21 protein-coding genes are annotated in these 23,397 nt (G+C 62.3%); 10 read left to right on the top strand and 11 right to left on the bottom strand.

The window, feature by feature from the left end:
- Window positions 1-37: 37 nt before the first annotated feature.
- Entirely contained in the window at window positions 38-724 is a 687-nt protein-coding gene (locus FJ986_RS14465; protein WP_140498596.1) for a TerC family protein, read from the top strand.
- A 29-nt stretch (window positions 725-753) separates the two neighbouring features.
- Here the strand turns inward: FJ986_RS14465 and FJ986_RS14460 are convergent, their stop codons facing one another.
- Window positions 754-1,179: a hypothetical protein gene (locus tag FJ986_RS14460; protein ID WP_140674690.1), complete on the bottom strand. Its 426-nt coding sequence runs from the start codon at window positions 1,177-1,179 to the stop codon at window positions 754-756.
- Window positions 1,180-1,493: 314 nt separating this feature from the next.
- Between FJ986_RS14460 and rimO the strand changes: the two genes are divergently transcribed.
- Together rimO and FJ986_RS14450 are read left to right on the top strand one after the other, a co-directional pair.
- Window positions 1,494-2,807, top strand: coding sequence for a 30S ribosomal protein S12 methylthiotransferase RimO (gene rimO / locus FJ986_RS14455; RefSeq protein WP_140498598.1), 1,314 nt, complete (start codon window positions 1,494-1,496; stop codon window positions 2,805-2,807).
- 99 nt (window positions 2,808-2,906) lie between these two features.
- Window positions 2,907-4,013: an acyltransferase gene (locus tag FJ986_RS14450; protein WP_140674687.1), complete on the top strand. Its 1,107-nt coding sequence runs from the start codon at window positions 2,907-2,909 to the stop codon at window positions 4,011-4,013.
- A gap of 46 nt (window positions 4,014-4,059) precedes the next feature.
- On the opposite strand, the gene FJ986_RS14445 is transcribed toward FJ986_RS14450, so the two are convergent.
- The 8 genes from FJ986_RS14445 to FJ986_RS14410 form a co-directional block, all read right to left on the bottom strand.
- Complete coding sequence (locus FJ986_RS14445) at window positions 4,060-5,127, bottom strand: BMP family ABC transporter substrate-binding protein (protein WP_140498600.1); 1,068 nt, start codon at window positions 5,125-5,127, stop codon at window positions 4,060-4,062.
- A gap of 51 nt (window positions 5,128-5,178) precedes the next feature.
- On the bottom strand, window positions 5,179-6,099 hold the full coding sequence (locus FJ986_RS14440) for an ABC transporter permease (RefSeq protein WP_140498601.1): 921 nt from the start codon (window positions 6,097-6,099) through the stop codon (window positions 5,179-5,181).
- On the bottom strand, window positions 6,099-7,229 hold the full coding sequence (locus tag FJ986_RS14435) for an ABC transporter permease (protein ID WP_140674685.1): 1,131 nt from the start codon (window positions 7,227-7,229) through the stop codon (window positions 6,099-6,101). The genes FJ986_RS14440 and FJ986_RS14435 overlap by 1 nt, the downstream gene beginning before the upstream one ends.
- Window positions 7,226-8,803 carry an ABC transporter ATP-binding protein gene (locus FJ986_RS14430; protein WP_181165345.1) on the bottom strand — a complete coding sequence of 526 codons (1,578 nt, stop codon included), beginning with the start codon at window positions 8,801-8,803 and terminating at the stop codon, window positions 7,226-7,228. Before FJ986_RS14430 ends, FJ986_RS14435 begins: the two co-directional genes overlap by 4 nt.
- A 215-nt stretch (window positions 8,804-9,018) precedes the next feature.
- The gene (locus FJ986_RS14425; protein WP_140498604.1) at window positions 9,019-9,996 is read right to left on the bottom strand and encodes a quinone oxidoreductase; all 978 of its coding nucleotides are present in this window, start codon (window positions 9,994-9,996) and stop codon (window positions 9,019-9,021) included.
- Window positions 9,997-10,023: 27 nt separating this feature from the next.
- The gene (gene pcsA, locus FJ986_RS14420) at window positions 10,024-10,842 is read right to left on the bottom strand and encodes a phosphatidylcholine synthase (protein ID WP_140498605.1); all 819 of its coding nucleotides are present in this window, start codon (window positions 10,840-10,842) and stop codon (window positions 10,024-10,026) included.
- Window positions 10,839-11,453 (bottom strand): DUF1326 domain-containing protein, encoded by a 615-nt coding sequence (locus FJ986_RS14415; RefSeq protein ID WP_140498606.1) that lies wholly within the window; start codon window positions 11,451-11,453, stop codon window positions 10,839-10,841. The genes pcsA and FJ986_RS14415 overlap by 4 nt, the downstream gene beginning before the upstream one ends.
- A gap of 14 nt (window positions 11,454-11,467) precedes the next feature.
- Window positions 11,468-12,364, bottom strand: coding sequence for a DUF2182 domain-containing protein (locus FJ986_RS14410; RefSeq protein ID WP_181165344.1), 897 nt, complete (start codon window positions 12,362-12,364; stop codon window positions 11,468-11,470).
- Window positions 12,365-12,476: 112 nt separating this feature from the next.
- On the opposite strand from FJ986_RS14410, the gene FJ986_RS14405 reads away from it, so the two are divergent.
- Both FJ986_RS14405 and hspQ read left to right on the top strand, forming a co-directional pair.
- Window positions 12,477-13,691: a UbiH/UbiF family hydroxylase gene (locus FJ986_RS14405; RefSeq protein ID WP_140498607.1), complete on the top strand. Its 1,215-nt coding sequence runs from the start codon at window positions 12,477-12,479 to the stop codon at window positions 13,689-13,691.
- 159 nt (window positions 13,692-13,850) lie between these two features.
- Complete coding sequence (gene hspQ, locus FJ986_RS14400; RefSeq protein ID WP_181165343.1) at window positions 13,851-14,174, top strand: heat shock protein HspQ; 324 nt, start codon at window positions 13,851-13,853, stop codon at window positions 14,172-14,174.
- A 92-nt stretch (window positions 14,175-14,266) separates the two neighbouring features.
- Here the strand turns inward: hspQ and FJ986_RS14395 are convergent, their stop codons facing one another.
- Window positions 14,267-14,896: an invasion associated locus B family protein gene (locus FJ986_RS14395; RefSeq protein WP_140498608.1), complete on the bottom strand. Its 630-nt coding sequence runs from the start codon at window positions 14,894-14,896 to the stop codon at window positions 14,267-14,269.
- A gap of 225 nt (window positions 14,897-15,121) precedes the next feature.
- Here FJ986_RS14395 and FJ986_RS14390 point away from each other — a divergent pair, with 225 nt between their 5' ends.
- The 5 genes from FJ986_RS14390 to mgtE all read left to right on the top strand — a co-directional run bounded on the left by FJ986_RS14390 (window position 15,122) and on the right by mgtE (window position 21,860).
- The gene (locus tag FJ986_RS14390; RefSeq protein WP_140515397.1) at window positions 15,122-16,942 is read left to right on the top strand and encodes an extracellular solute-binding protein; all 1,821 of its coding nucleotides are present in this window, start codon (window positions 15,122-15,124) and stop codon (window positions 16,940-16,942) included.
- Window positions 16,943-17,003: 61 nt separating this feature from the next.
- Window positions 17,004-17,684 (top strand): DsbA family protein, encoded by a 681-nt coding sequence (locus FJ986_RS14385; protein WP_140498610.1) that lies wholly within the window; start codon window positions 17,004-17,006, stop codon window positions 17,682-17,684.
- The gene (locus tag FJ986_RS14380) at window positions 17,659-17,928 is read left to right on the top strand and encodes a hypothetical protein (protein ID WP_140498611.1); all 270 of its coding nucleotides are present in this window, start codon (window positions 17,659-17,661) and stop codon (window positions 17,926-17,928) included. The genes FJ986_RS14385 and FJ986_RS14380 overlap by 26 nt, the downstream gene beginning before the upstream one ends.
- A gap of 372 nt (window positions 17,929-18,300) precedes the next feature.
- Entirely contained in the window at window positions 18,301-20,205 is a 1,905-nt protein-coding gene (locus FJ986_RS14375; RefSeq protein WP_181170926.1) for an ABC transporter ATP-binding protein/permease, read from the top strand.
- A gap of 290 nt (window positions 20,206-20,495) precedes the next feature.
- Complete coding sequence (mgtE, locus tag FJ986_RS14370; protein ID WP_140557203.1) at window positions 20,496-21,860, top strand: magnesium transporter; 1,365 nt, start codon at window positions 20,496-20,498, stop codon at window positions 21,858-21,860.
- A 52-nt stretch (window positions 21,861-21,912) separates the two neighbouring features.
- Here the strand turns inward: mgtE and gor are convergent, their stop codons facing one another.
- Window positions 21,913-23,304, bottom strand: a complete 1,392-nt coding sequence (gene gor, locus FJ986_RS14365; RefSeq protein WP_140674682.1) for a glutathione-disulfide reductase — start codon at window positions 23,302-23,304, stop codon at window positions 21,913-21,915.
- Window positions 23,305-23,397: the final 93 nt, after the last annotated feature.

The raw sequence follows: 23,397 nt of genomic DNA, 5'->3' as shown, positions 1-23,397 counted from the left end.
ACGAACACTCGGCGAACAGGCAAGGGCTTCCAGGTCGATGGAAATATTTACTGCCGCAGGCTTATCGGCTCTTTTTCAGGTTATCGCGATCGATCTTGCGCTGGCTGGGGACAACGCCATCGTCATCGGCCTTGCGGCGGCCGGCTTGCCGGCCAGTCAGCGCAAACGGGCCATTCTGGTCGGCATCATCGCGGCCACCGTCCTTCGCATTTTCTTCGCCCTGATCACGCAATGGCTGCTGACAATTGGCCCCATGCTCCTCATCGCCGGCGGCCTGCTGCTGCTTTGGGTGTGCTGGAAGATGTGGCGGGAGCTGGGTGTCAGCCACGAGCAGGAGCGCGACGCGACCGAAGCGCTGTCGAATGGCGATTTCGACAAGGATGGGACCATCGCCGGCAAGTCGCCGCGCAAGACCTTCTCGCAGGCCGCGTGGCAGATCGTCATTGCCGACGTCTCGATGTCGCTCGACAATGTCCTGGCCGTCGCGGGTGCGGCCATGAACCATCCGACGGTGCTGATCATCGGCCTCGCTCTGTCGATTGCGCTGATGGGCTTCGCCGCGTCCTTCGTCGCGCGCCTGCTGCACAAATACCGCTGGATCGCCTATATCGGCCTACTGATCATCCTTTACGTCGCCGTGAAGATGCTTCTCGACGGCGCCGTGCAGCAGTTTCCCGACCAATTCGCTTTCCTGGCGCCATGGTTCGGGTCGAGCGGCCACTGATCTGGAACCCTCGCGCCCGCCGATGTTGGTCAGTTTGAAATTGCAGCGTAGTGGTTCATTCTAATTGAGATTGAACCGGTGCCCATCGGCGCGAAGAAGCATGTCCACCTATATCGCTGGTAGGGATCAAACTTCATATGGGGAATGATCGTTCGATAAAACGTCATTAGACGCTCGCAGATGTGGTATCGATCATCGGGCGCAGCCTGGACACGTTCTCTCGGGATAAACCACTCTGCTTCTTGTGGCTCATTCAAGTAGGTAGGGTGCAGCCTGACAAAATAGCCGTCTTTGGTCATCCTGACATCGTTGGAATCGATGGGGCGGCAATCCTTGTTTCCGCAGCAGTCATAGTGAAGAACGGGATCGGTCTTGCCCGTATACCAACCGTGTGCGTCCGCATCGCCGGGCAGCACAAGCCATGCCAATGCAATGTGTCCTAGCAACTGTCTCATGGGACTAGCCCCTCACCATTCTGCCTATAGCATATTAGTGAATCCTAATCATAGCACTGAAAGTCGCGTTGACTGGCTGCCATTACCCGACAATTCGCTTTTGTAAGAGCCACGAACCAACGGCTTTCGGCTTCTTCGCTTCGATCTGCACAACGAGATCGCCGATGTCGCAGAGCTTGCCTGTTTGCCTGATTGGGCAAGCCGTGCTATTGCGCCGCCCGAATTGAGCTCCTGCCAGAGCCGTGCAAACCGTTATATGTCGAGACTTCGAGCCGGATCAGCGTTTCCGGTTCATGTCCATTGGAACCTTGCCCATGTCCGCCCCGCGTGTCAGCTTCGTCAGTCTCGGATGCCCCAAAGCCCTAGTGGATTCCGAACGCATCATCACGCGCCTGCGCGCCGAGGGCTATGAGATCGCGCGCAAGCATGACGGTGCCGATCTCGTCGTGGTCAACACTTGCGGCTTCCTCGATTCCGCCCGCGATGAATCGCTCAATGCCATCGGCTCCGCGCTTTCGGAGAACGGTAGGGTCATCGTCACCGGCTGCCTGGGCGCCGAGCCCGACGTCATTCGCGAGAAGCATCCCAACGTTCTCGCCATCACCGGTCCGCAGGCCTATGAGAGCGTCATGGCGGCCGTGCACGAGGCTGCGCCGCCGAGCCATGATCCCTATATCGATCTGCTGCCGCCTCAAGGCGTCAAGCTCACGCCGCGCCACTATGCCTATCTCAAGATTTCGGAAGGCTGCAACAATCGCTGCACCTTCTGCATCATCCCGGCGCTGCGCGGCGACCTTGTCTCGCGGCCAGCGGCCGATGTGCTGCGTGAAGCCGAGAAACTGGCCAAGGCCGGCGTCAAGGAACTCCTCGTCATCTCGCAGGACACCAGCGCCTACGGCATCGACATCAAATACCAGGCCAGCATGTTCGGTGATCGTGAAGTGCGGGCGAAATTCCTCGATCTGTCCGAGGAACTGGGCAAGCTCGGCATCTGGGTGCGCATGCACTATGTCTACCCCTACCCGCACGTGGCCGACGTCATCCCGCTGATGGCCGAGGGAAAAATCCTTCCCTACCTCGACATCCCCTTCCAGCATGCGTCGCCGCAGGTGTTGAAGAACATGCGCCGACCGGCACATGGCGAAAAGACGCTCGAGCGCATTCGCGGCTGGCGCGATGTGTGTCCCGACCTCGCCATCCGCTCGACCTTCATCGTCGGATTTCCCGGCGAGACCGACGAGGATTTCGAGATGCTGCTCGACTGGCTGGATGAAGCGAAGATCGATCGCGCCGGATGCTTCAAATATGAACCTGTACGGGGCGCGCGCTCCAACGAACTCGGCCTTGAGCAGGTGCCGCAGGAAATCAAGGAGGCGCGCTGGCATCGCTTCATGCAGCGCCAGCAGAAGATCTCGGCGACGCAATTGGCCAAGAAGGTCGGCAAGCGCCTGCCGGTGCTGATCGACGAAGCGCATGGCACGTCGGCCAAGGGCCGCACCAAATACGATGCGCCTGAGATCGATGGCTCCGTCCACATCCAGTCGCGCCGCCCGCTGCGCGCCGGCGACATCGTCACCGTCAAGGTCGATCGCGCCGACGCCTATGATCTCTACGGTTCGGCCGTCTGAGGACCACGATTTACCACATTTCGCGATAGTTCCGGCCATTTACCCTGTTTGGCCGCCGCCTGCCTTATGGTTTCCGGACCGTAAACGCAGGGACTCAGGATGGACCCCAGACCTGTCCGCCAGGATTATATCGCGACGCTCGACCTGTTGAGGCTGGCGGCGGCGCTGGCCGTTGTGCTGTTTCACTATTTCTTCCGCGGCGCGGCTGCCGACGGCTTTCTCACGACGGGCTATCCTCATGCCGCTCCACTCGCTCTGTACGGCTATCTCGGCGTCAATCTTTTCTTTCTGATCAGCGGTTTCGTCATCGCATGGTCGGCGGAAGGCGGCGGCTGGGAAGAATTCGCCGTCGCGCGTTTCGCGCGTCTATATCCGGGCTTTCTGCTCTGCATGACGATAAGCTTCGCGGTTATCGCCTTTTCCGGCACGCCGCTGCTCCCAGCCTCCTTCAGCCAGTATCTCGCCAATCTCACAATGTTCGCGCCGGCCGTCGGCCAACCTTTCATGGACGGCGTCTACTGGTCGGTCGTGCTTGAAGTGGTTTTCTACGGCTGGGTGACGCTGGCCCTGATTGCCGGCGTTTTCCAGCGATGGAAATTGGGGCTGATCCTCGGCTGGCTGGCGATCTCGGCGGTCAATGAACTCTTGCTCGGCAGCGGCGCGGCGCGGCTTCTGTTTCTCACCGAGTTCGGGCCGTTCTTCGCCGCCGGCATGCTGGTCCATCATCTCCACGCGCATGGTCGCTCAGTGCCGGCCTTGCTGCTGCTGGCCGCCGCCTTCGTGCTCTCCAGCTATACGCTGTCTGTCACGCAACAGTGGATGATCGGGCACTACGGCATTGCGGTCTCGTCCGCCCATCTCGTGGCCGCCAACGTGGTGATGCACGCGGCGCTGATCGGCGCTGTCCTGCTGCGCGACCGGATCAGACCGTCGCCGCTCACGCTGGCTCTCGGCGGGCTGACTTACCCGCTTTACCTCCTTCACCAGAATGCCGGCTATCTCTTCATCAACGCCTTGACGCCGCTGGCCGGAAAATGGATTGCAGCGTGGACCTGCGCGGCGCTCATGGTTTTGGTGTCGTGGACGATCTGGCGCTATTTCGAGCGGCCGGTGCAGCGTTGGCTCAGGATCCGGCTCAGCCTCGTGGTGGACGCCGGCCTGGTGCGGTTTCGCCACGTCCCGGCGGTAGCGCAAGCCGCCGAATGAAAAGGGCGCCTCGCGGCGCCCTTCCCCCTCGGACCTTGCCTAACACCTATTGCGGCAGCTTGTCGTCGACGCCCTTGACGTAGAAATTCATGCCGAGCAGCGTGCCGTCATCGGCGACCTCGCCGTCCTTCAGCCATGGCGAGCCGTCCTGCTTGGCGATCGGTCCGGTGAAGGGATTCCAGCCGCCGGCAATTTTCTTTTCGGTCGCCTCGGCCATTGCCTTCACGTCGTCGGGCATATTGGTGTAAGGCGCGAGCTTCACCGCGCCGTCCTTGATGCCGAGCCAGACATTGTCGGGCTTCCAGGTGCCGTCGATCGCTGCCTGAACCCGGCTGATGTAATAAGGTCCCCATTCGTCGGTCAGCGAGGTCAACTGCGCGTTCGGCGCGAACTTGATCATGTCGGAGGACTGGCCGAAGCCGTGCAGCTTGCGCTCCTCGGCCACTTGCAGTGCCGCGGTCGAATCCGTGTGCTGGACGATGATGTCGGCTCCCTGGTCGAACAGGGCCTTGGCCGCATCGGCTTCCTTGCCCGGATCGAACCAGGAATTCACCCAGACGATCTTGGCCTTGAAATTCGGATTGATCGACTGCGCGCCGAGCATGAAGGAGTTGATGCCCATCACAACTTCCGGGATCGGGAAGGAGACGATGTAGCCGGCGACGCCGGACTTCGATTCCTTGGCCGCGATCTGACCGAGCACATAGCGGCCTTCATAGAAGCGCGCATTGTAGATGCCGAGATTGTCCGCCGTCTTGTAGCCGGTGGCGTGCTCGAACATCACCTTGGGGAACTTCTTGGCGACCTTCACTTCGGCGTCCATGAAGCCGAAGGACGTGCCGAAGATGATCTTGCAGCCTTCGCGCGCCAGCCGCTCGAAAGCACGGTCGGCATCGGGGCCTTCGGAGACGTTTTCAAGATAGGCGGTCTCGACCTTGTCGCCGAGCGCCTTTTCGACTTCGAGGCGGCCCTGGTCGTGCTGGTAGGAATAGCCGAAGTCGCCGATAGGGCCGGTATAGACCCAGCATGCCTTCAGCTTGTCGGCGGCCTCCGCGGACGCGACCAGCGAAAATGCCGCTGTCGTCGTCATCAGGGCAATAAGCAGTTTTTTCATCGTGTTACCTCTCTGAGTTAAGCCTTGGAGCTTCCCGTCTTGTTATTGTTGTCAACGATCCGGAACGAATGGCTGCCCCAAGGAAGCCGGTGTGTTCATCATCGTCAGACGCTTGTTGCGCGAGATTAGAACGAGAACCACGACCGTCGCCAGATAGGGCAACGAAGAAAGCAGTTGCGAAGGCACCGGAATGCCAAAAGCCTGTGCATGAAGCTGGCCGATCCACACCGCGCCGAAGATATAGGCGCCCGCCAGCACCCGCCACGGCCGCCAGGACGCGAACACCACCAACGCAAGCGCGATCCAGCCGCGGCCCGCGCTCATGTTCTCGACCCATTGCGGGGTGTAGACCAGCGAGAGATGGCCGCCGGCAAGACCGGCGCAGGCGCCGCCGAAGATCACCGAGAGATAGCGGTAGCGGATGACCCTGATGCCGAGCGCATGCGCCGAGGCGTGGCTGTCGCCGATCGAGCGCAGCGTCAGCCCGGTGCGCGTCCGGAACAGGAACCACATCACCGCCGCCGTCAGCGCGATCGAGATGTAGAACAGCGGATCCTGGCCGAACAGCAGTCTGCCCACCACCGGGATGGAGCTGAGCCCGGGAATATCGAGATTGGGCAACCTGACGCCGGGCTGGCCGACGAAACTGGTTCCCATCATGCCGGAGAGGCCGAGGCCGAGCAGTGTCAGCGACAGGCCGGTCGCCACCTGGTTGGTGGCCAGCGACAGCGTCATGACGGCAAACAGCAGCGAGAACAGCGCGCCCATGGCGATGGCCGCCAAGAGCCCGATCCAGGGCGAGCCGGTCAGATAGCCTGCGCCGAAACCGCCGACGGCGCCCATGATCATCATGCCTTCGACGCCAAGGTTGAGCACGCCGGAGCGTTCGACCACCAGTTCCCCGATCGCCGCAATGAGCAGCGGCGTCGCCGCCGTGGCGATGGTCAGGAGGATGTTGACGGTGATGTCCATCAGCGGGCTTCCTTCAACTTTGGCGCGGCCTCGAGCTTCGCGGCACTCTCCGATTTGGTCAGCGCCAGACCGATCAACCGGATGCGGTAATGGATGAGCGTGTCGCAGCCGAGCACGAAGAACAGCAGCATGCCCTGGAACACGCGCGCCACCTTGTCGGAGATGCCGAGCGCGCTTTGCACCGCCTCGCCGCCGAGATAGGTCAGGGCCAGCACCAGGCCCGCCGCGACGATGCCGAGCGGATTGAGCCGGCCAAGGAACGCCACGATGATGGCGGTGAAGCCGTAGCCGGGCGAAATGACGGGCTGAAGTTGCCCGATGGCGCCGGAAACTTCCGATATCCCGGCAAGCCCGGCCAGGGCGCCCGACAACAGGAAGGCGAAGAAGACCATGCGGTTGAGGCCGAAGCCGGCGAAGCGCCCTGCCCTCGGGCTGGAGCCGAGCACGCGAACCTCGAAACCCTTGAGCATGCGGCTCATCATCAGCCACACCAGCACCGCCGCGACCAGCGCGAACACGAAGCCCCAATTGGCGCGGCCGGCATCCGGCATCAGTTCCGGCAGGATGGCGGAATCGCCGAATTGGATGGTCTGCGGGAAGCCATGGCCCTGCGGGTCGCGCCAGGGTCCGCGCACCAGCCAGTCGAGGAAGAGCTGTGCGACGTAAACCAGCATCAGGCTGGTCAGGATCTCGTTGGTGCTGAAGCGGGTTTTCAGAAATGCGGGGATAGCCGCGTAGGCGGCACCGCCGACCATGCCCAGCAGAAGCATCAGCGGCAGCACCAATGGGCCCTCGAACCCAGGAAACAGCACCGGAACGGCCGAGCCGAAGATGGCGCCGAAGATGAACTGGCCTTCGGCGCCGATGTTCCAGATGTTGGCCTTGTAGCAGACCGACAGGCCGACCGCGATCAGGATCAGCGGCGCCGCCTTGATCGCCAGCTCGTGCAACTGCCAGACCTGGCTGACCGGCTCGATGAAATAGATGTTGAACGCGCTGAACGGATTGACCCTGAGCAGCGCGAACATGATGCCGCCCGCGATGATCGTCAGCGCGAAGGCGATGAATGGCGACAGCATGGAAAACAGCGCCGAGCGCTGCGGCCGTTTGACGAGTTCGAGGCGCATCATGCCGTCTCCAGCGTGTGTTCGGCGTGGCCTGGTTCGGCGCCGCCCATCAGCAGGCCGATTTTTTCGAAGGTCGCCTCGGCGATCGCCAGCGGCCTGGACAGTTCGCCATTGTGCATCACCGCGATCGCATCCGATATCTCGAACAGCTCGTCGAGATCCTGGCTGATGACCAACACCGCCGATCCGCTGCGGGACAGTTCGATGAGTGCCTGGCGGATATGGGCGGCTGCGCCTGCATCGACACCCCAGGTCGGCTGGTTGACCACCATGACGTCAGGCCTGCGGTCGAGTTCGCGGCCGACGATGAATTTCTGCAGATTGCCGCCGGACAGCGCTGCCGCCTCCGGATCGGGCGCGCTCTTGCGCACGTCCATCGCCTCGATGATGCGCTGGGCTGCGGCATAGACGGTGCCGCTCTTGACCATTCCGCCCGTCCCGACGAAGGTCTTGCCATCGGTGGCATGGCGCGACAGGAGCAGGTTTTCCGAAAGCCGCATGCGCGGGGCGGCACCATGGCCGAGGCGCTCCTCCGGCACGAAGGCTGCACCCAGCAGCCGGCGCCCGGTGATGCTGAGGCTGCCCGCATCCTTGCCGCGAATGCGCACCGAGGCGGCATCCGGCTGCAGGACTTCACCGGAAACGGATTCGAAGAACTCGCCCTGGCCGTTGCCCGCGACACCGGCGATGCCGATCACCTCGCCGGCGCGGACGGTGAGATTGATATTCTTGAGCGGGATCGAAAACGGCGTCGCCGGCTTGCGGCTGAGGCCGCGGATTTCAAGCAGGGACTGTGCCGTTTCGATGCCCGCGACCGGCGCGCGCACCACGGCCTGCACTTCGTTGCCGACCATCATGCGGGCCAAGGACGCGGCGGTCTCCTCGCGCGGATTGCAGTGGCCGACCACCTTGCCGTGCCGCAGCACGGTGGCGCGGTCGCAGATGCGTTTGACCTCCTCCAGCCGGTGCGAGATGTACAGGATCGATTTGCCTTCCGAGCGCAGACGTTCGAGCGTCTCGAACAGCTTGTCGGCCTCCTGCGGCGTCAGCACCGAAGTCGGCTCGTCGAGGATGATGAGCTGCGGCGTCTGCAGCAGGCAGCGGATGATCTCGATGCGCTGGCGCTCGCCCACCGACAGGTCGCCGACCAGCGATTCCGGATCGAGCGGCAGGCCATAGCTGTAGGAAAGCGCCCTCGCCTTGGCCGCGATGCTGCTGATCGGCGAACCGTCATCCAGGGAAAGCGCGATGTTCTCGGCCGCCGTCAGTGCCTCGAACAGCGAGAAGTGCTGGAATACCATGCCGATGCCGAGCTTTTTCGCGACGCCCGGGCTGGTAATTCGGACGGCCTGGCCATTCCAGAAGATCTCGCCGGAATTGGGTTCCAGCGAGCCGAACAGCATCTTGACCAGCGTCGACTTGCCGGCGCCGTTCTCGCCGAGCAGCGCGTGGATCTCACCCTTGGCGATGTCGAGGTCGACATGATCGCACGCCGTCAGCGTGCCGAAAATCTTGGTAAGGCCGCGAACCTCAAGCAGATTCGCTCCGTTATGATTTGCACTCACAGTGCCTCCCATCCGGGTTCCCGGATATGTTCTGTGTTCCCGCAAGCATCGTATGCGCGGCCAGCTCCCATGCGAAAGCAGCACTCGACTTGAAAGAGCTTCAAGAATTTCAGCGGAAACTCAAGGGCAAAGATCAGTCTTCTTCGCGCAACCACGCGGCGGGCCGGCTTTTCGTGCAAACCTTGCCCGCACCTGTGTGAGAGAGCTGAAAACCAGGGCAGTATCCGTCAGGGAACCAGTATGGTCGTGCCTGTCGTGCGGCGCCCTTCAAGATCCGCGTGCGCCTTGCCCGCATCCTTGAGTGCATAACGCTGGTTGATCTTGATCTCGACGGCGCCGCTGAGCACGACCTCGAACAAGGCCGCGGCCGAGGCGTCCAGATCCTCGCGTTTTGCATTGTAGACGAACAACGTCGGCCTTGTGGCGAACAAGGATCCTTTCTGCGCCAGCAGCGACATCGAGAATGGCGGGATCGGTCCCGACGACTGGCCGAAGCTGACGAACATGCCGAGCGGCTTCAGGCAGTCGAGCGAGGCCGGGAATGTGTCATTGCCGACGGAATCGTAGACGACATCGCATTTTTTGCCGCCGGTGATGGCCGCGACGCCGGCAACGAAATCCTGCTCCTTGTAGTTGATGACATGGTCGAAGCCGTGTGCCTTGGCGAGTTCGATCTTGTCGTTCGAACTTGCCGTGCCGATAACGGTCGCGCCCAGATGCTTCGCCCATTGGCCGAGAATGAGCCCCACGCCGCCGGCTGCCGCATGGAACAGGATGGTGTCGCCTGCCTTGACCTTGAAGGTCCGGCGCAAGAGATATTCGGCGGTCATGCCTTTCAGCATCATTGCTGCCGCCTGCTCGTCGCTGATGCCGTCCGGCACCTTGACGACCTTGCTGGCATCGATGACGCGCTCCTGCGCATAGGCGCCTGTGGTGACGGCATAGGCGATCCGGTCGCCGGGCTTCAGCCAGTCAACGCCCTCGCCCACAGTCAGGACCAAACCGGCGGCCTCGCTGCCGGGAATAAGCGGAAACCCGCCGGGCGGCGGATAGAGACCGGAGCGATGATAGACGTCGATGAAATTGAGGCCGATTGCCGTGTGCCTGACCAGGATCTGCCCTGATCCCGGTTGGCCGGGATCGGTGTCCTCATAGGTCAGGACTTCCGGACCGCCATGGGCGTGGATGCGGACTGCTTTGGGCATGGTGGGCTTCCTTGAGAAATTTGCCGATCAGGCTTTTTTGGCACCGAGATTTGGAAAGAACTGCATGATGCCGCCGATACAGGCGAGATAGAGCCCGGTAACGGTAATGCCAATCTTTATGAAGGTGCTGACCTGCGCGCCCAGCACGCCGATCTGGTCATAGAAGGCGGCGAGTGCCGCTTGCGCAAGCGCAAGCGCGCCGAAAGCGCACCACAAAAGAGTCATTGCGAGATTGATGCGCCGCAGCCGCACCACCCTAACCGGATGGATGAAGTTGATCGGAACGAATGTCAGGATGCCCGCCACCACGACCACCGCGAACGAGACCCATTGTCCCGGCTCGATGACGAAGAGCGTGAACACCACCATGTTCCAGACAACGGGGAATCCCTTGAAGAAATTCTCCTTCGTCTTCATGCCGGTGTCTGCATAGTAGATCGCGCTGGACACCACGATGATGGCCGCCGACAGGAACGACAGGCCCTCGCCCATGAAGCCGCGCTGATAGAGCGCGAAGGCCGGGATCAGAACATAGGTGACATAGTCGATGATGTTGTCGAGGAGCTCGCCCGACCATGTTGGCAGGATTTCCTTGACCTCGAGCTTGCGCGCGATCGGCCCGTCTATGCCGTCGACGAACAGCGCCAGCCCCAGCCACCAGAACATGGCCGTCCAGCGCTCCTCGCTCGCCGCCACCAGCGACAGGAAGGCCAGGAACGAACCCGAGGCGGTCAGGAGATGCACCGAAAAAGCGCGCGCCTGCGGCCAGGTGACTTTCTTCTTCGGCCGCGGAATCCGGTCGGCGATTTTCTTGGCGGCTTTCCTGGCCGTTGTGTTCTTGCTCACGGGCCCTGCCAGTCCAGCTTGCAGATTTCGGCTGAACGGCCGCCGAAATTCCAGTTGCGACCAAAGGCTCGCATCTTGCTCTTGTCGGACTTGGCCACGATGATCTCCGGCGCGATCCAATATTCCGAATTGCTGATCACCGTGTCCTTGTCGCGGTCCTTGCCGACAATTGGCGTGACCGCCCCATCGATGATCTTCGGTATCTGGAAGATACGCGTCTTGTCGCGTGTCTCATAGGTAATCGGCACTTGTTCGACACCGAGGAATTTGCCGACGAGGATCGAAAGCAGCGACGTCGTCCCGCCCGCCTTGCCGGTGAAGATCTTCGTCAACGCCTTGACCGCATAGATCGAGGCTCTGACGTCGATGAACAGGCCGGCGGTCCAGTTGCCGCGGCTCATATAGCCGGGGATTTCCATGATCAGCCCGAGATTAAGCCCTGACAGGTCGACCTCTCCGAAATGACCGGCATCGATACGGAAACCCGCCCAGGTCTGGCAATAGCCTTCGGTCGGAGGATGGCTGCCCAGCGACAGCACGCAAGGGCAAAAAACCGTGCAATTGCAGGAGAGTACGAGCTCCCCCTTCATTGCCCAGCTCGGATCCGTCATCGAGTTTCCCCCACTCATAGCGAGACTACTAGCAGCGCGGCTGCCCAGACAAGCAGTATCGCACCGGCCAGCCGGGTTGGAAGCCTGCCCGCGGCTTGTTTTTCGATCAGGGTGAACAGGCCGATCAGCGCCATCCAGAAGACGTTCATCACGCCCACGGCGAACATCACCAGCATCAGTGCCCAGCAACAGCCAAGGCACCAGATGCCTTGCGCGACGCCGAGCCGGAAAATGGCTGCAGGCCGCGCGCTCCAGTTGGCAAACAGGATCGCGAAGGGGTTCCTGCATTTCTTCAGGCAGCCCTCCTTCAGGCCACTGAACTGGTAGAGGCCGGCGACCAGCAAGGCGACAGCGCCGGCAATGCCCAGAACCGGATCGAACATCTGGCCTGACGAGGCGAACGCATCGATGGCGAGCGTCAGCGCCGCAAACCCAGCCGACGCGGCCAGCCATGTCGAGAGATAGCCGGCGACCAGCACCAGCGGATGGACGACCGGCTCATGCCTGATCCTGGCCGTATCGGCGATCTCGCAATAGGTTCGGATCATCGGCGCCGCCGAGGGCAGCATCGTCGCGGTCGCCATCAGGAACCACATTGCCGTCAGCGCACCGGCGCGCGGGCCGATATCTCCGTCCAGGGGCGCGGCCGAGAGGCAGAGGGCGAAGAACCGGGCCACGGAATCGGGCAACGGCAGCTGCGGCAGGGTTTTCAACAAGGCGTCGCCGGGCGCGCCGATACCCGCGGCGCGTCCCTCCGCGGCGCGGACCGCCATTGCGGCCAGGGACAGCCAGGCAAGCAGGATGCCGGCGCCGACAACGAGGTTCACCGTCAAACGCGGGTTGCGTGCGATATCGGCCGTCGCACGGCCTGCGCTGTCGAGATGGCTGAAGTCGTCCTGGCGGCCGGTCATGACCTTCGAATGGGCCGAATCGCCCCGTTGATCAAGCCGTATGACCTGACCTATATGCTCATCGAGTGGCGGGGCGCGTGCGCTGCCCCGCATCGCAAGCCGGAAGTCGATCTTGGAGCATCAGAAAACAGCACGGATACTCATCGCCGGCACGGGGCCGGCAGGGCTGATCGCCGCGCTCGGTTTCGCCGATGCCGGCTTTCCGGTGACGCTCGTCGGGCCGGAGGCATCCGCCCGCGATGGCCGCACGACGGCACTGATGAACCCTGCCTTGAAGGTGCTTGAGCGGCTGGGCGTCCTCGCCGACATCAAGCCGCAGGCCGCGCCCCTCAAGGTGATGCGCATCGTCGACGCGACCAACCGGTTGATCCGCAGTCCGGTCGTCACCTTCCGCGCCAGCGAGATCGACGAGGATCAGTTCGGGCTCAACCTGCCCAATAGCGTCCTCATTCCCGCGCTCGCCGGCAGGGTTGCCGCGCATTCCGGGATCGCGTGGCTGACATCCATGGTCGATGCCTGGCATCTCGGCGCCGATAAGGCTCGCGCGGCCCTTGCCGACGGCAGCGTGATCGAAGCATCCCTGGCGGTTGCCGCCGACGGACGCCTGTCGCCGGCGCGCCAGGCGGCGGGCATCTCGACCGCCGCCCGGACTTATCCCCAGGCAGCGCTGGTGCTCAACTTCTCCCACGGCCGCGATCATGCCTTCACCTCGACCGAGTTCCATACCGAAACCGGTCCGTTCACGCAGGTTCCGCTGCCCGGCAACCGCTCGAGCCTGGTCTGGGTGGTCAAGCCGGAAACCGCCACGGAACTTGCCGCGCTGGACGATGCGACGTTGTCGCTGCGGGTCGAACAGCGGATGCAGTCCATGCTGGGCCGGGTGACGGTCGAGCCAGGCCGGCAGGTCTATCCGCTTGCAACGGCGACGCCGCTGCGTTTTGCGCGCGACCGGGTGGCGCTTGTCGGCGAAGCCGCCCACGTATTTCCGCCGATCGGCGCGCAAGGGCTCAATCTTGGCATCAGGGATATCGACGATCTTATTGGAATCGCGAATGAAAATTATGAAGACCCAGGGGCCGCGAAAGCCCTCGCCATCTATGACTTCAAGCGCCGGCCCGATATTCTGGCGCGCAGCAGCGCGGTCAATCTACTGAACATGTCGCTGCTTTCCGACCTGCTGCCGGCGCAGATGGCGCGCGGTGCCGGGCTCGGCGTGCTTGGTGGTTTTGCACCGCTTCGCGCTTTCTTCATGCGCGAAGGGCTCCGTCCCGGCAGCGGGTTTGCGGCGCTTGGCGGTGGCTTGGGAAAGCAAGCGCGCCAGCAGTGAGCTTGCGAACACATTTGCTGCCGGCAGGCATCGATGGCCGGCAACTCGCCCACAATCTTTGCTCCGTATCACACGCAGCTTGAGGACGCTCAAAGCTTCGGGATTGAATTGATTCGGAGTCTGCGCCAAATAAAGCTAAGGAATTCAGTGGTGAGTACGATGAGAACAGCCAAATTCGCGATCGGACAGGTGGTTCGCCATCGGCTGTTTCCGTTCCGGGGCATCATTTTCGATGTCGATCCGCAATTCGCCAATACGGAGGAATGGTACGAGGCGATCCCCGTCGACGTGCGCCCGCGCAAGGACCAGCCGTTCTACCATCTGCTCGCCGAGAATTCGGAAACCGAGTACATCGCCTATGTGTCCGAGCAGAATCTGCTCGAGGACCAATCGGGAGAACCGGTCCGCCACCCGCAGATCAAGGAAATGTTCGACAAAAAGCCGGACGGACGCTACGAACCGAAACGGCAGTCCAGGCATTGATCACCTCAGGCACTGATCAGTGAGTCAGGTGCAGAAGCAAAAAAGCGGGGCATGACCCCGCTTTTTTGTGGCTTTGAGAATGCCCGAACCGATCAGTTCGCGGTCTTCGCCTTGTCCTGCTCTTCCTTGAGCTTCTTGGCGAAGTCCTGGTTGTTCTTGGCGACGAAATCCTGGAGCTTCTTCTGCCGGTCCTCGATGTCCGACTGCTGCAGCGGCGGGCCGTCATAGGCGCCGCTGAAGCCCTGCAGCGCGACCTTGATCGGATTGGGCTGGTTCTGGAAATTGATCGAGGTCAAGGTGAGCGCCTGGCCCTTCTTGAAGGAGGCGACGAGCTGGTCGGTCAGCGGCACTTCCGCCACGCAGCGGTCGGGGAAGCAGACCACATATTCAAGCTTCTGCGTTTTGCCGGTATCGATCTGGAGGCCAATGCCGGCACCAACCAGACGACCGGTCGGAACCGTCACCTGGAAGACCTTGCGGTTCACCTTGCCTTTCAGCTCGATCAGGCTCACGCCGGTGACCAACTGGCCGTTGCCGGCGGTGGTGATGTTCTGCACGTTGCAGATGTCGACGTCTTCCTGCTTTGTGCAAGCCTTGAACCAGCCCTGCGGGATCTGTTGTTGCTGCTGTGCGGAAGCAACGGGAATTGCCGCGCCCAGAAAGCCGATCACGCCAGCGGCCATGACCGACAGGCGGTACGCATTGCTGTTCAGGCTCGTCATGTCGTGCACTTCCTCTCAAATGATCCCGGGGACCCGCTTCTTCGCGCCGTGTGGTCCAGCTACCTGTTGCCGAAATGAGGCAACAGAATGACTTCGGACGGCGTGTTACACTGCAAGCGGTGCCGAATCCAGCCCGCAATCTGCGATTCTTGGCAACGAACATTGGCGGTGCCCCATGCTAGTGTGCGCACCGAATCATCAAGCCGACCCGGTAAGGAGACGGTCATGGGCCGCGTTCTCGTTTGGCTGATCACCGCGACATCATTTTTCGCCCTTTCGCCCCTGCCGGCGGCGTCGGAACCCAGATATGCAATTGCCATGCAGGGTGAGCCGGCCCTGCCGCCCGACTATGCGCATTTCGACTACGTCAATCCCGACGCGCCGAAGGGCGGCAGCATTACCTATTGCGTCGTCGGCAGTTTCGACAATCTCAACCCCTTCATCCTGAAGAGCCTGCGCACCACGGCGCGCGGCATGATGGACACGATCTTCGGCAATCTGGTCTTCGAGCCGCTGATGCAGCGCAATGCCGACGAGGCCTTCACGCTCTATGGCTTGCTTGCCGAGTCGGCCGACATGGATTCCGAGCGCAAGAGCATCGAATTCCATCTCAACCCGAATGCCAAATGGTCGGACGGCCAGCCGGTGACGCCGGAGGACGTGCTGTTCACCTACGATGCCTATACGCAGAAAGGCCGTCCGCCCTACAGCGACCGCATGGCCAGGATTGCCAAGCTTGAGAAGACCGGCGACCACAGCGTGCGGTTCACCTTCAACGACAAGGCCGATCGCGAATTTCCGCTGATCATCGCGCTGACGCCGATCATCCCCAAGCACGCCTTCGACATCGAGACTTTCGACAGGACGACGCTGAAGCCGTTGATCGGCAGCGGCCCCTACAGGATCGCACAGGTGACGCCCGGCCAGCGCATCGTTTTCAAGCGCAACCCGGACTATTGGGGCAAGGATATTCCGGCCAAGCGCGGCTTCGACAATTACGACCAGATCACCATCGAATATTTCCTCAACGCCAATGCCAAGCTCGAGGCGTTCAAGAAAGGCCTTTGCGCCATCGACGACGACAGCGATCCGGTGAAGCGCGAACGCGATCTGGATTTTCCGGCTTTCCATAGGGGAGAGGTGGTTGCCGAAACTTTCGACACCGGTATTCCACCCGTCGTGACCGGTTTCCTGTTCAACACGAGGCTGCCGAAATTCTCGAACCCCGTGGTGCGTCAGGCGCTCGGCATGCTCTACGACTTCGAATGGGCCAACAAGAACCTGTTTGGCGGCAAATACGCGCGAACGATGAGCTACTGGCAGAATTCCGAGCTTTCCGCGCTCGGCCATCCGGCCGACGACAGGGAAAAGGCGTTGCTGGCGCCCTACCCCGGCCGCGTGCCGGCCGACGTCATGGACGGAACCTGGCGGCCGCCGGTGACGGATGGCTCGGGCCAGGACCGCAAGGTGCTGAAGGCGGCTTTCGATCTCCTGAAAAGCATCGGCTACCACCTGCAGGGCGGCACGATGCTCGACCCCGAGGGCAAGCCCTTCGGCTTCGAGATCCTGACCGCCTCGCAGGACGAGGAGCGTCTCGCCGGCATCTACCAGCGCACGCTGGAAAAGATCGGCATCGATGTCTCCATCCGCAGCCTCGACGGCGACCAGATCCAGTCGCGCAAGCAGCGTTTCGATTTCGAGGTGCTGATCGGCTCGAGCGGCTTCAACAATTCGCTCTCGCCCGGCATCGAGCAGATCGGGCGTTGGTCATCCTCCGCCGCCAAGGCTGAAGGTTCGTTCAACCTCGCCGGCGTCGCCGATCCCGCGGTGGACGCTGCGATCGAGGCCATGTTGCGCGCCCGCACCAAGGAGGATTACGTCGCCGCCGTGCGCGTTCTCGACCGGTTGCTGATCTCCGGCAACTACATGGTGCCGATGCAGCACAACACGCAGCAATGGATCGCTTACTGGAATTATCTGGACCATCCGCAAAAGACGCCCATATTCGGTTACCAGTTGCCGACCTGGTGGCGAAAGCCGAACTGAGCATAGGCCCAGGAGTGGAAGCCCGGTAAGTGCACGGCGCCCGAACGTTCAGGAGATCGAGATGAGCCAAGCGAATACGATCACCATAGACGTGGTGTCCGACGTCGTGTGCCCATGGTGCTTCATCGGCCAGAAGCGGCTGGATAAGGCGGTCGCCGCCGCCGGCGAGGTGGATGTGCATATACGCTGGCGGCCGTTCCAGCTCGATCCGACCATTCCGCCGGAAGGCAAGGATCGCCGCGAGTATATGCTGGCCAAGTTCGGCAGCGACGAACACATTCGCCAGATCCACGCCCGTATCGAGCCGCTCGGTGAAGCCGAAGGCATTTCCTTCGCTTTCGGCGCCATCAAGGTCGCGCCCAACACGCTTGATGCCCATCGCGTCATTCGCTGGGCCGGTGCGGCCGGCGAAGACGTGCAGAACCGGCTGGTGCGCCGCCTGTTCCAGCTGAACTTCGAAGAAGGCGCCAACATCGGCGATCACGCCGTGCTGGTCGAGGCGGCGCGCGAGACCGGAATGGACGCATCCGTTGTCGAGACGCTCTTGCCGACCGATGCCGATGTCGAGGCGGTTCGCACCGAGATCGCCACCGCGTCGCGCATGGGCATATCAGGCGTGCCATGCTTCCTGCTGGAGGGCAAATACGCGGTGATGGGCGCGCAGGACGTCGACACGCTCGCCGACGCCATCCGCCAGGTAGCCGCCGCCAAGGCGCGTGGCGAACTGGAAAAAGTCGACTGAACCCGATCTTCAACGCAGGATTTTCAAGCAGCCCTCCCCGGGCGTGAGGCAACGCCTGGCCCCGGTGGGTTCCGCGATCATTGGCTTTGCCGGCGTCGCGGCCTGCCTTGATGCCGCCGGTCCGGTCGATCGCTGGCTTGCCCAGCGTCTCAGGTCATTTCCGGACTTCCGGCGGGGACATGCCGGCGAGGAATCAGGCGTCCAGGGCGACGTGTTTTCCGGAATTTTGATTAGCCTGCAATGAAAAGCCGGCTTGCCGGGCAGCCCAAGCGGGTCACAAATTCGTGCGAACGCCTTCCCTAGGGGAAGGTAGAAACGTCGCGCTCTGATGCCGCGTAATTACCTGACATCACTAGCTTAAACCGGCTTTTCGTCGGCTTTGGCGCGACGCTCGGGAAGCCCAACCTGTTGCCCTGCAGCCACGGCATCCACCTCAATGCCGCTGCCCCCCTATAAAAATTAATGGAAAATGATCAATTGGTGTTACCATCCGTAACAATACAAAAAAGGTTTGGGCGGGATTGTGATTCGGGTCGACAGACCACCGCAACTGTCAGGAACAGATGGACTACACAGCGATGCCGCAAGGCGGTCGCTTCTGACCCCGGTTTCCTCGATGCGCAGCTTCTGGGGCCTGATGCGGGCCTACTGGGTCTCGGACCGGTGGAAGGAGGCCTGGACGCTGACGCTGGTGATCGCGCTGCTCACCGCTCTGTCCAGCAAGGCCGGCGTCTGGTTCGCAGAAGCATCCGGAGAACTGGTCAACTCGATCGCCTTCTTCCACGACGCCGCCAACACCACCCCTCTCCAGACGCTTTTGGCCAATGCCGCTATTTTGGTGCTGCTGGTCGTGCTCAAGGACGCCGGCTTCACGGGCATCCGCAATCTTGTCTCGGCAACCTTGCACCGCAAATGGCGCGGTTGGCTCGACAGCCGTTTCAACGAGGCGCTGCTGGACGGCAACCACACCCATTTCCACGCCCAGCATGCCTCGACCGGCAATGGCGCGCCGGCCCCCGACAACATCGATCAGCGCGTCCAGGAATCGATCAAGGACATGACCGGCGGCGCCATCGGCCTAGCCATGGGCGTGCTGGGTGTCGCCACCTCGCTCTATTTCGTCGGCCAGAAGCTGCTCGAGACCTCCGTCGAGGTAAAGGGGCTCGAATTCCTCGGCAGCTATGGCAGCGCCATCCTCGCCCTCCTTGCCGTCGCCATCTATGTGCCGCTCAACACTTGGATCGCGGTAAAGCTCGGTGGCATGCTCGAGCGTCTCAATGTCAGGATGCAGCAGGCCGAAGGCAGTTACCGTGGCGAGCTGACGACATTCCTGCGCCGCAGCTTCCATGTCGCGGCCTCGCGGGGCGAAAGCGTTCAGAGGACCATGCATGGCCGCCTCTATGGCGATATTGACGGCACATGGACGCGGCTCAACATCGTCAACACCGTCTACATGTCGTTCGAGCTGATCTACAATTTCATCGGCGCCCGCATTGTCGCCTATGGACCGGGCCTTGTGCCGTTCATCCACAACGGCTTCGACCTGAAGGGCTACATAACCGGCTCCGAACTGGTCAATTCGCTGATCGGCCAATGTTCGTGGTTCATCCATGTCATGCCCGCCATCGCCACCCTGCGCGCCAACAGCCAGCGTGTCACCGAGTTGGCCAATGCGATCGAGAACGTTCAGCATCCCCAGGAATTCTACAGCCAGAGCGGCCGTTCCGACTTCCGCTACGCCAGCCAGAACCCGGTTTTTGGCTTGACCATCCAGAAGCTTGAACTGGCGCATCAGGGTGAGGACGCAACGCCTTTCCTCGTTGCGGCGAACCTGCGCTTCCGGCGCGGCGAATGGACCTTCCTGAAAGGCGAATCTGGCTGCGGCAAGACCTCGCTGATCAAGGCCATCAACGGCCTGTGGCCCTACGGCCGCGGCACCATCGTCTTCCCCGAAGGGGTAAAGAGTTTCTATGCAGCCCAGGAGGTCAAGCTGCAGCAGGTGACCCTGAAGCAGCTGGTCTGCCTGCCGGGCTCCGAGCACGACCATGGCGACGCGCAGGTCGCGTCCGCGCTGCACAAGGCGGGTCTGGGCGACTTCATCGAGAATATGGGCGACGAAAGCCGCGAAGGCAAAAGCTGGGATCAGGTCCTGTCCGGCGGTCAGAAACAGAAGCTGGTGGTGGCCCGCATCGTGCTCCATCAACCCGGGCTACTATTCCTGGACGAGGCGACCGGCGCACTCGATCCGGAGGGCAAGGTTGCCTTCCACCAGGCGATCAAGGACAACTGCCCGGATGTAACGGTGATCAGCGTCATGCATGAAGCGGTGGCGCCGCGATCGGTCACCGGCGCCGAGTTCTACCACTCGATCGTCGCGATCGCGGACGGCGTCGCCACCAAGAAGCCGCTGGTGCCGAGCCTGCCTCCCGAGCTCACCACCATTCTCGCACAGCCAGGGCCGGTGCCAAGGCCGGTCGACGACAAATGGCTGCGTTTTCCGCGCCGGCTGAAGCAGAAGTAGCCGGACTCGCCGCGGCATAGGCCGTCCAGCCATTTTACCGTTTCGGCGCGATACGCTTCAGCGATCACAGTCTTGCGACTGGGGCATGTTGCCCGCATTTTCCTCGATCACTTCGATTGACAGGGCAAGGCGAGCTCCTATGTTGCGCCCGCTCGCAGACATCAAACTCGAACCCGCGAGCGGAAAGGTCACCGCGCCATGCCTGGCGACAGTCACAGTCGAACGCAACCGCCGTCCGCCCTGACGTGACCTCGACGGTTCACGTCTTGCCGGACGGCAAGGAGTGAACCATGAACGATTTTTCCCCCGTAGCGGACGACGAGGCCGTCGCCATCGCCCGCATCCTTGCAAACGACCATGTCGCAGACGTGGTCGAAGCGCTCAACCGCGAGTCGCGCGAAACGGCGACCGAGCTGCTTTGCGAAGTGCCGTTCGAACGGCTGGTCGATATCTTCGACCAGCCGGAGCTCGAGGGCGCGCCAGAGCTGGCGGAGGCCTTGCCTCGCGCCAAGGCGGGCAAGCTGCTTACCGCCATGTCGGTCGATCGCGCTGCCGACATCCTGCGCGATCTTGACGAACCCGCCCGTTCCGAGCTGCTCGGCGTGCTGGCGCCGCCGCTGCGCGCAACCCTGCTCTCGATTCTCGGTTACCCCGAAGGCAGTGCCGCTTCGATCATGACGACGGAGTTCGTCAGCGTGCCCTCGGACTGGACCGTCGGCCGCACGCTCGACTACATCCGAAAGGTCGAGCGGACGCGCGAAACCGTCTACGCCATCTACATCGTCGATCCCGAGACGTATCTGCTCATGCGCTCGACCGGCCTGCGCCGGCTTATCACCGGCGAGCCTGACGATTCGATCCTGTCGGTGGCGCCGGACCGCGTGCCGGTGACCGTCACGCCTTTGACCGATCGCGAAACCCTGGCGCAGACGATTTCCAAATACGATCTGCTCGCCGTTCCCGTCGTCGATCACGGCAAGATCCTCGGCATCGTCACCATCGACGATATCATCGACACGATGATCGAGGAGACGACGGAGGACGTGCATCGCTTCGGCGGCATGGAGGCTCTCGACGAGCCCTACATGAAGATGAGCTTCCTCGCCATGATCCAGAAGCGTGCCGGCTGGCTGTGCGCGCTGTTCATCAGCGAGATGCTGACGGCCAACGCGATGCAAAGCTACGAGAGCGAGCTGGAAAAAGCGATCGTGCTGACGCTCTTCATTCCGCTGATCATGAGTTCCGGCGGCAATTCCGGCTCGCAGGCGACCTCGCTGGTCATACGCGCGCTGGCATTGCGCGAGATCGGCCTGCGCGACTGGTGGCGGGTGGCGTTGCGCGAATTGCCCACCGGCCTCCTGCTCGGGGCGATACTCGGCGTCGTCGGCATCTGCCGCATCGCGCTCTGGCAGTATTTCGACTTCTACGACTACGGCCCGCACTGGCCGTTGATCGCCGCGACGGTCGGAGCGGCATTGGTCGGCATCGTCACCTTCGGCTCGCTGTCGGGTTCGATGTTGCCGTTCGCCTTGAAACGCGTCGGCTTCGACCCGGCCAGCGCGTCGGCGCCGTTTGTCGCCACGCTGGTCGATGTCACCGGGCTTGTCATCTATTTCTCGGTGGCGCAGGTGATCCTGCGCGGCACGTTGCTGTAGCAGCTCTCCTAGCTGCGTCGCGGCAAGTACCTTGCCGCGGCGCGTTTGTCCGTCAGTCTACGCGCTCGCCATCCTTCACTCGGTAAGTCGGCTTGTACATGGTCACAAGCTCTTCCGCGGCCGTCGGATGCACGGCCATGGTGCGGTCGAAATCATCCTTGACCAGCCCGGCCTTCAGCGGAATGGCGAGAAGCTGCGCCATCTCGCCGGCATCCGGCCCCAATATGTGCGCGCCGAGCACCTTCTTCGACGCGCCATCGACCACCAGCTTCATCAGCATCTTTTCGTCGCGGCCGGACAAGGTGTGCCGCATCGGACGGAATGCCGCGCGATAGATCTCGATGTCGGGGAAGCGCTTGACCGCCTCGTCTTCCGACAGGCCGACCGTGCCGATCTCCGGCTGCGAGAACACGGCGGTGGCGATCGTGTCGTGGTCGGGCGCGGTCGGGTTGCCCTTGAAGGCGGTCTCGACGAAGCACATCGCCTCGTGGATCGCCACCGGCGTCAGTTGCACGCGATTGGTGACGTCGCCGATCGCCCAGATGTTTTCGACGTTGGTGCGGGAGTACGCGTCGACCTGGATCGCGCCGGTCGCGGTCATCTCGATGCCGATGCCTTCCAGTCCCATATTCTCGGTGTTGGGGATGCGGCCGATGGCGAGCATCACCTGGTCGACCGTCAGCGTCTGGCCGCCGGTGAGCAACGCGTCGAGCCGGCCGTCCGGCCGTTTGCGGATCCATTCCGAGACGGCATGGCAAAGGATCTTGATCCCCTTCTTCTCCATCGTTTCGTGCAGCATGCGCCGCAGGTCCATGTCGAAGCGGCTGAGGATCTCCTTGCCGCGATAGACCAGCGTGGTGTCGACGCCCAGGCCATGGAAGATGTTGGCGAATTCGACCGCGATATAGCCGCCGCCTTCGATCATGATCGACTTGGGCAACTGCTCGAGGTCGAAGGCCTCGTTGGAGAAGATGCAGTGTTCGTGGCCGGGCAATGCCGGGTGCGGCGCCGGACGGCCGCCGGTGGCGATCAGGATCTGGTCGGCGGTGACGGTACGGTCCTCGTCCAGAAGACGTACCACATGCGGGTCGACGATCATGGCGCGCGTGTGAAAGGCCTCGCCGCCGGCGCCCTCGACGTTCCTCTTGTAGATCGCCTCCAGACGGCTGATCTCGCGGTCCTTGTTGGCGACCAGCGTGGGCCAGTCGAAACTGGCTTCCGGCACCGTCCAGCCATAGCCGGCGGCGTCGGCGAAATGCTCGGGAAATTGCGAAGCATAGACATAGAGCTTCTTCGGAACGCAGCCTCTGATGACGCAGGTGCCGCCGAAGCGGTATTCCTCGGCGATGCCGACGCGCTTGCCGAGCGCTGCGGCGACGCGCGCCGCCCTCACCCCGCCCGAACCGCCGCCGATGACGAAAAGATCGTAGTCGTAACCGGCCATCGCGCGGCTCCTTGAGCTTCGGAAAATGTGAGTGACAGGTAGGCCGCAAACCATCAAAAGAAAAGCCCGGACAAGCCGGGCTTCACAGATGGC

Source organism: Mesorhizobium sp. B1-1-1, assembly GCF_006442955.1.
Taxonomy (GTDB): domain Bacteria; phylum Pseudomonadota; class Alphaproteobacteria; order Rhizobiales; family Rhizobiaceae; genus Mesorhizobium.
The sequence above is the reverse complement of the archived record's forward strand: the minus strand, read 5'-3'. Positions and strand labels throughout refer to the sequence as shown.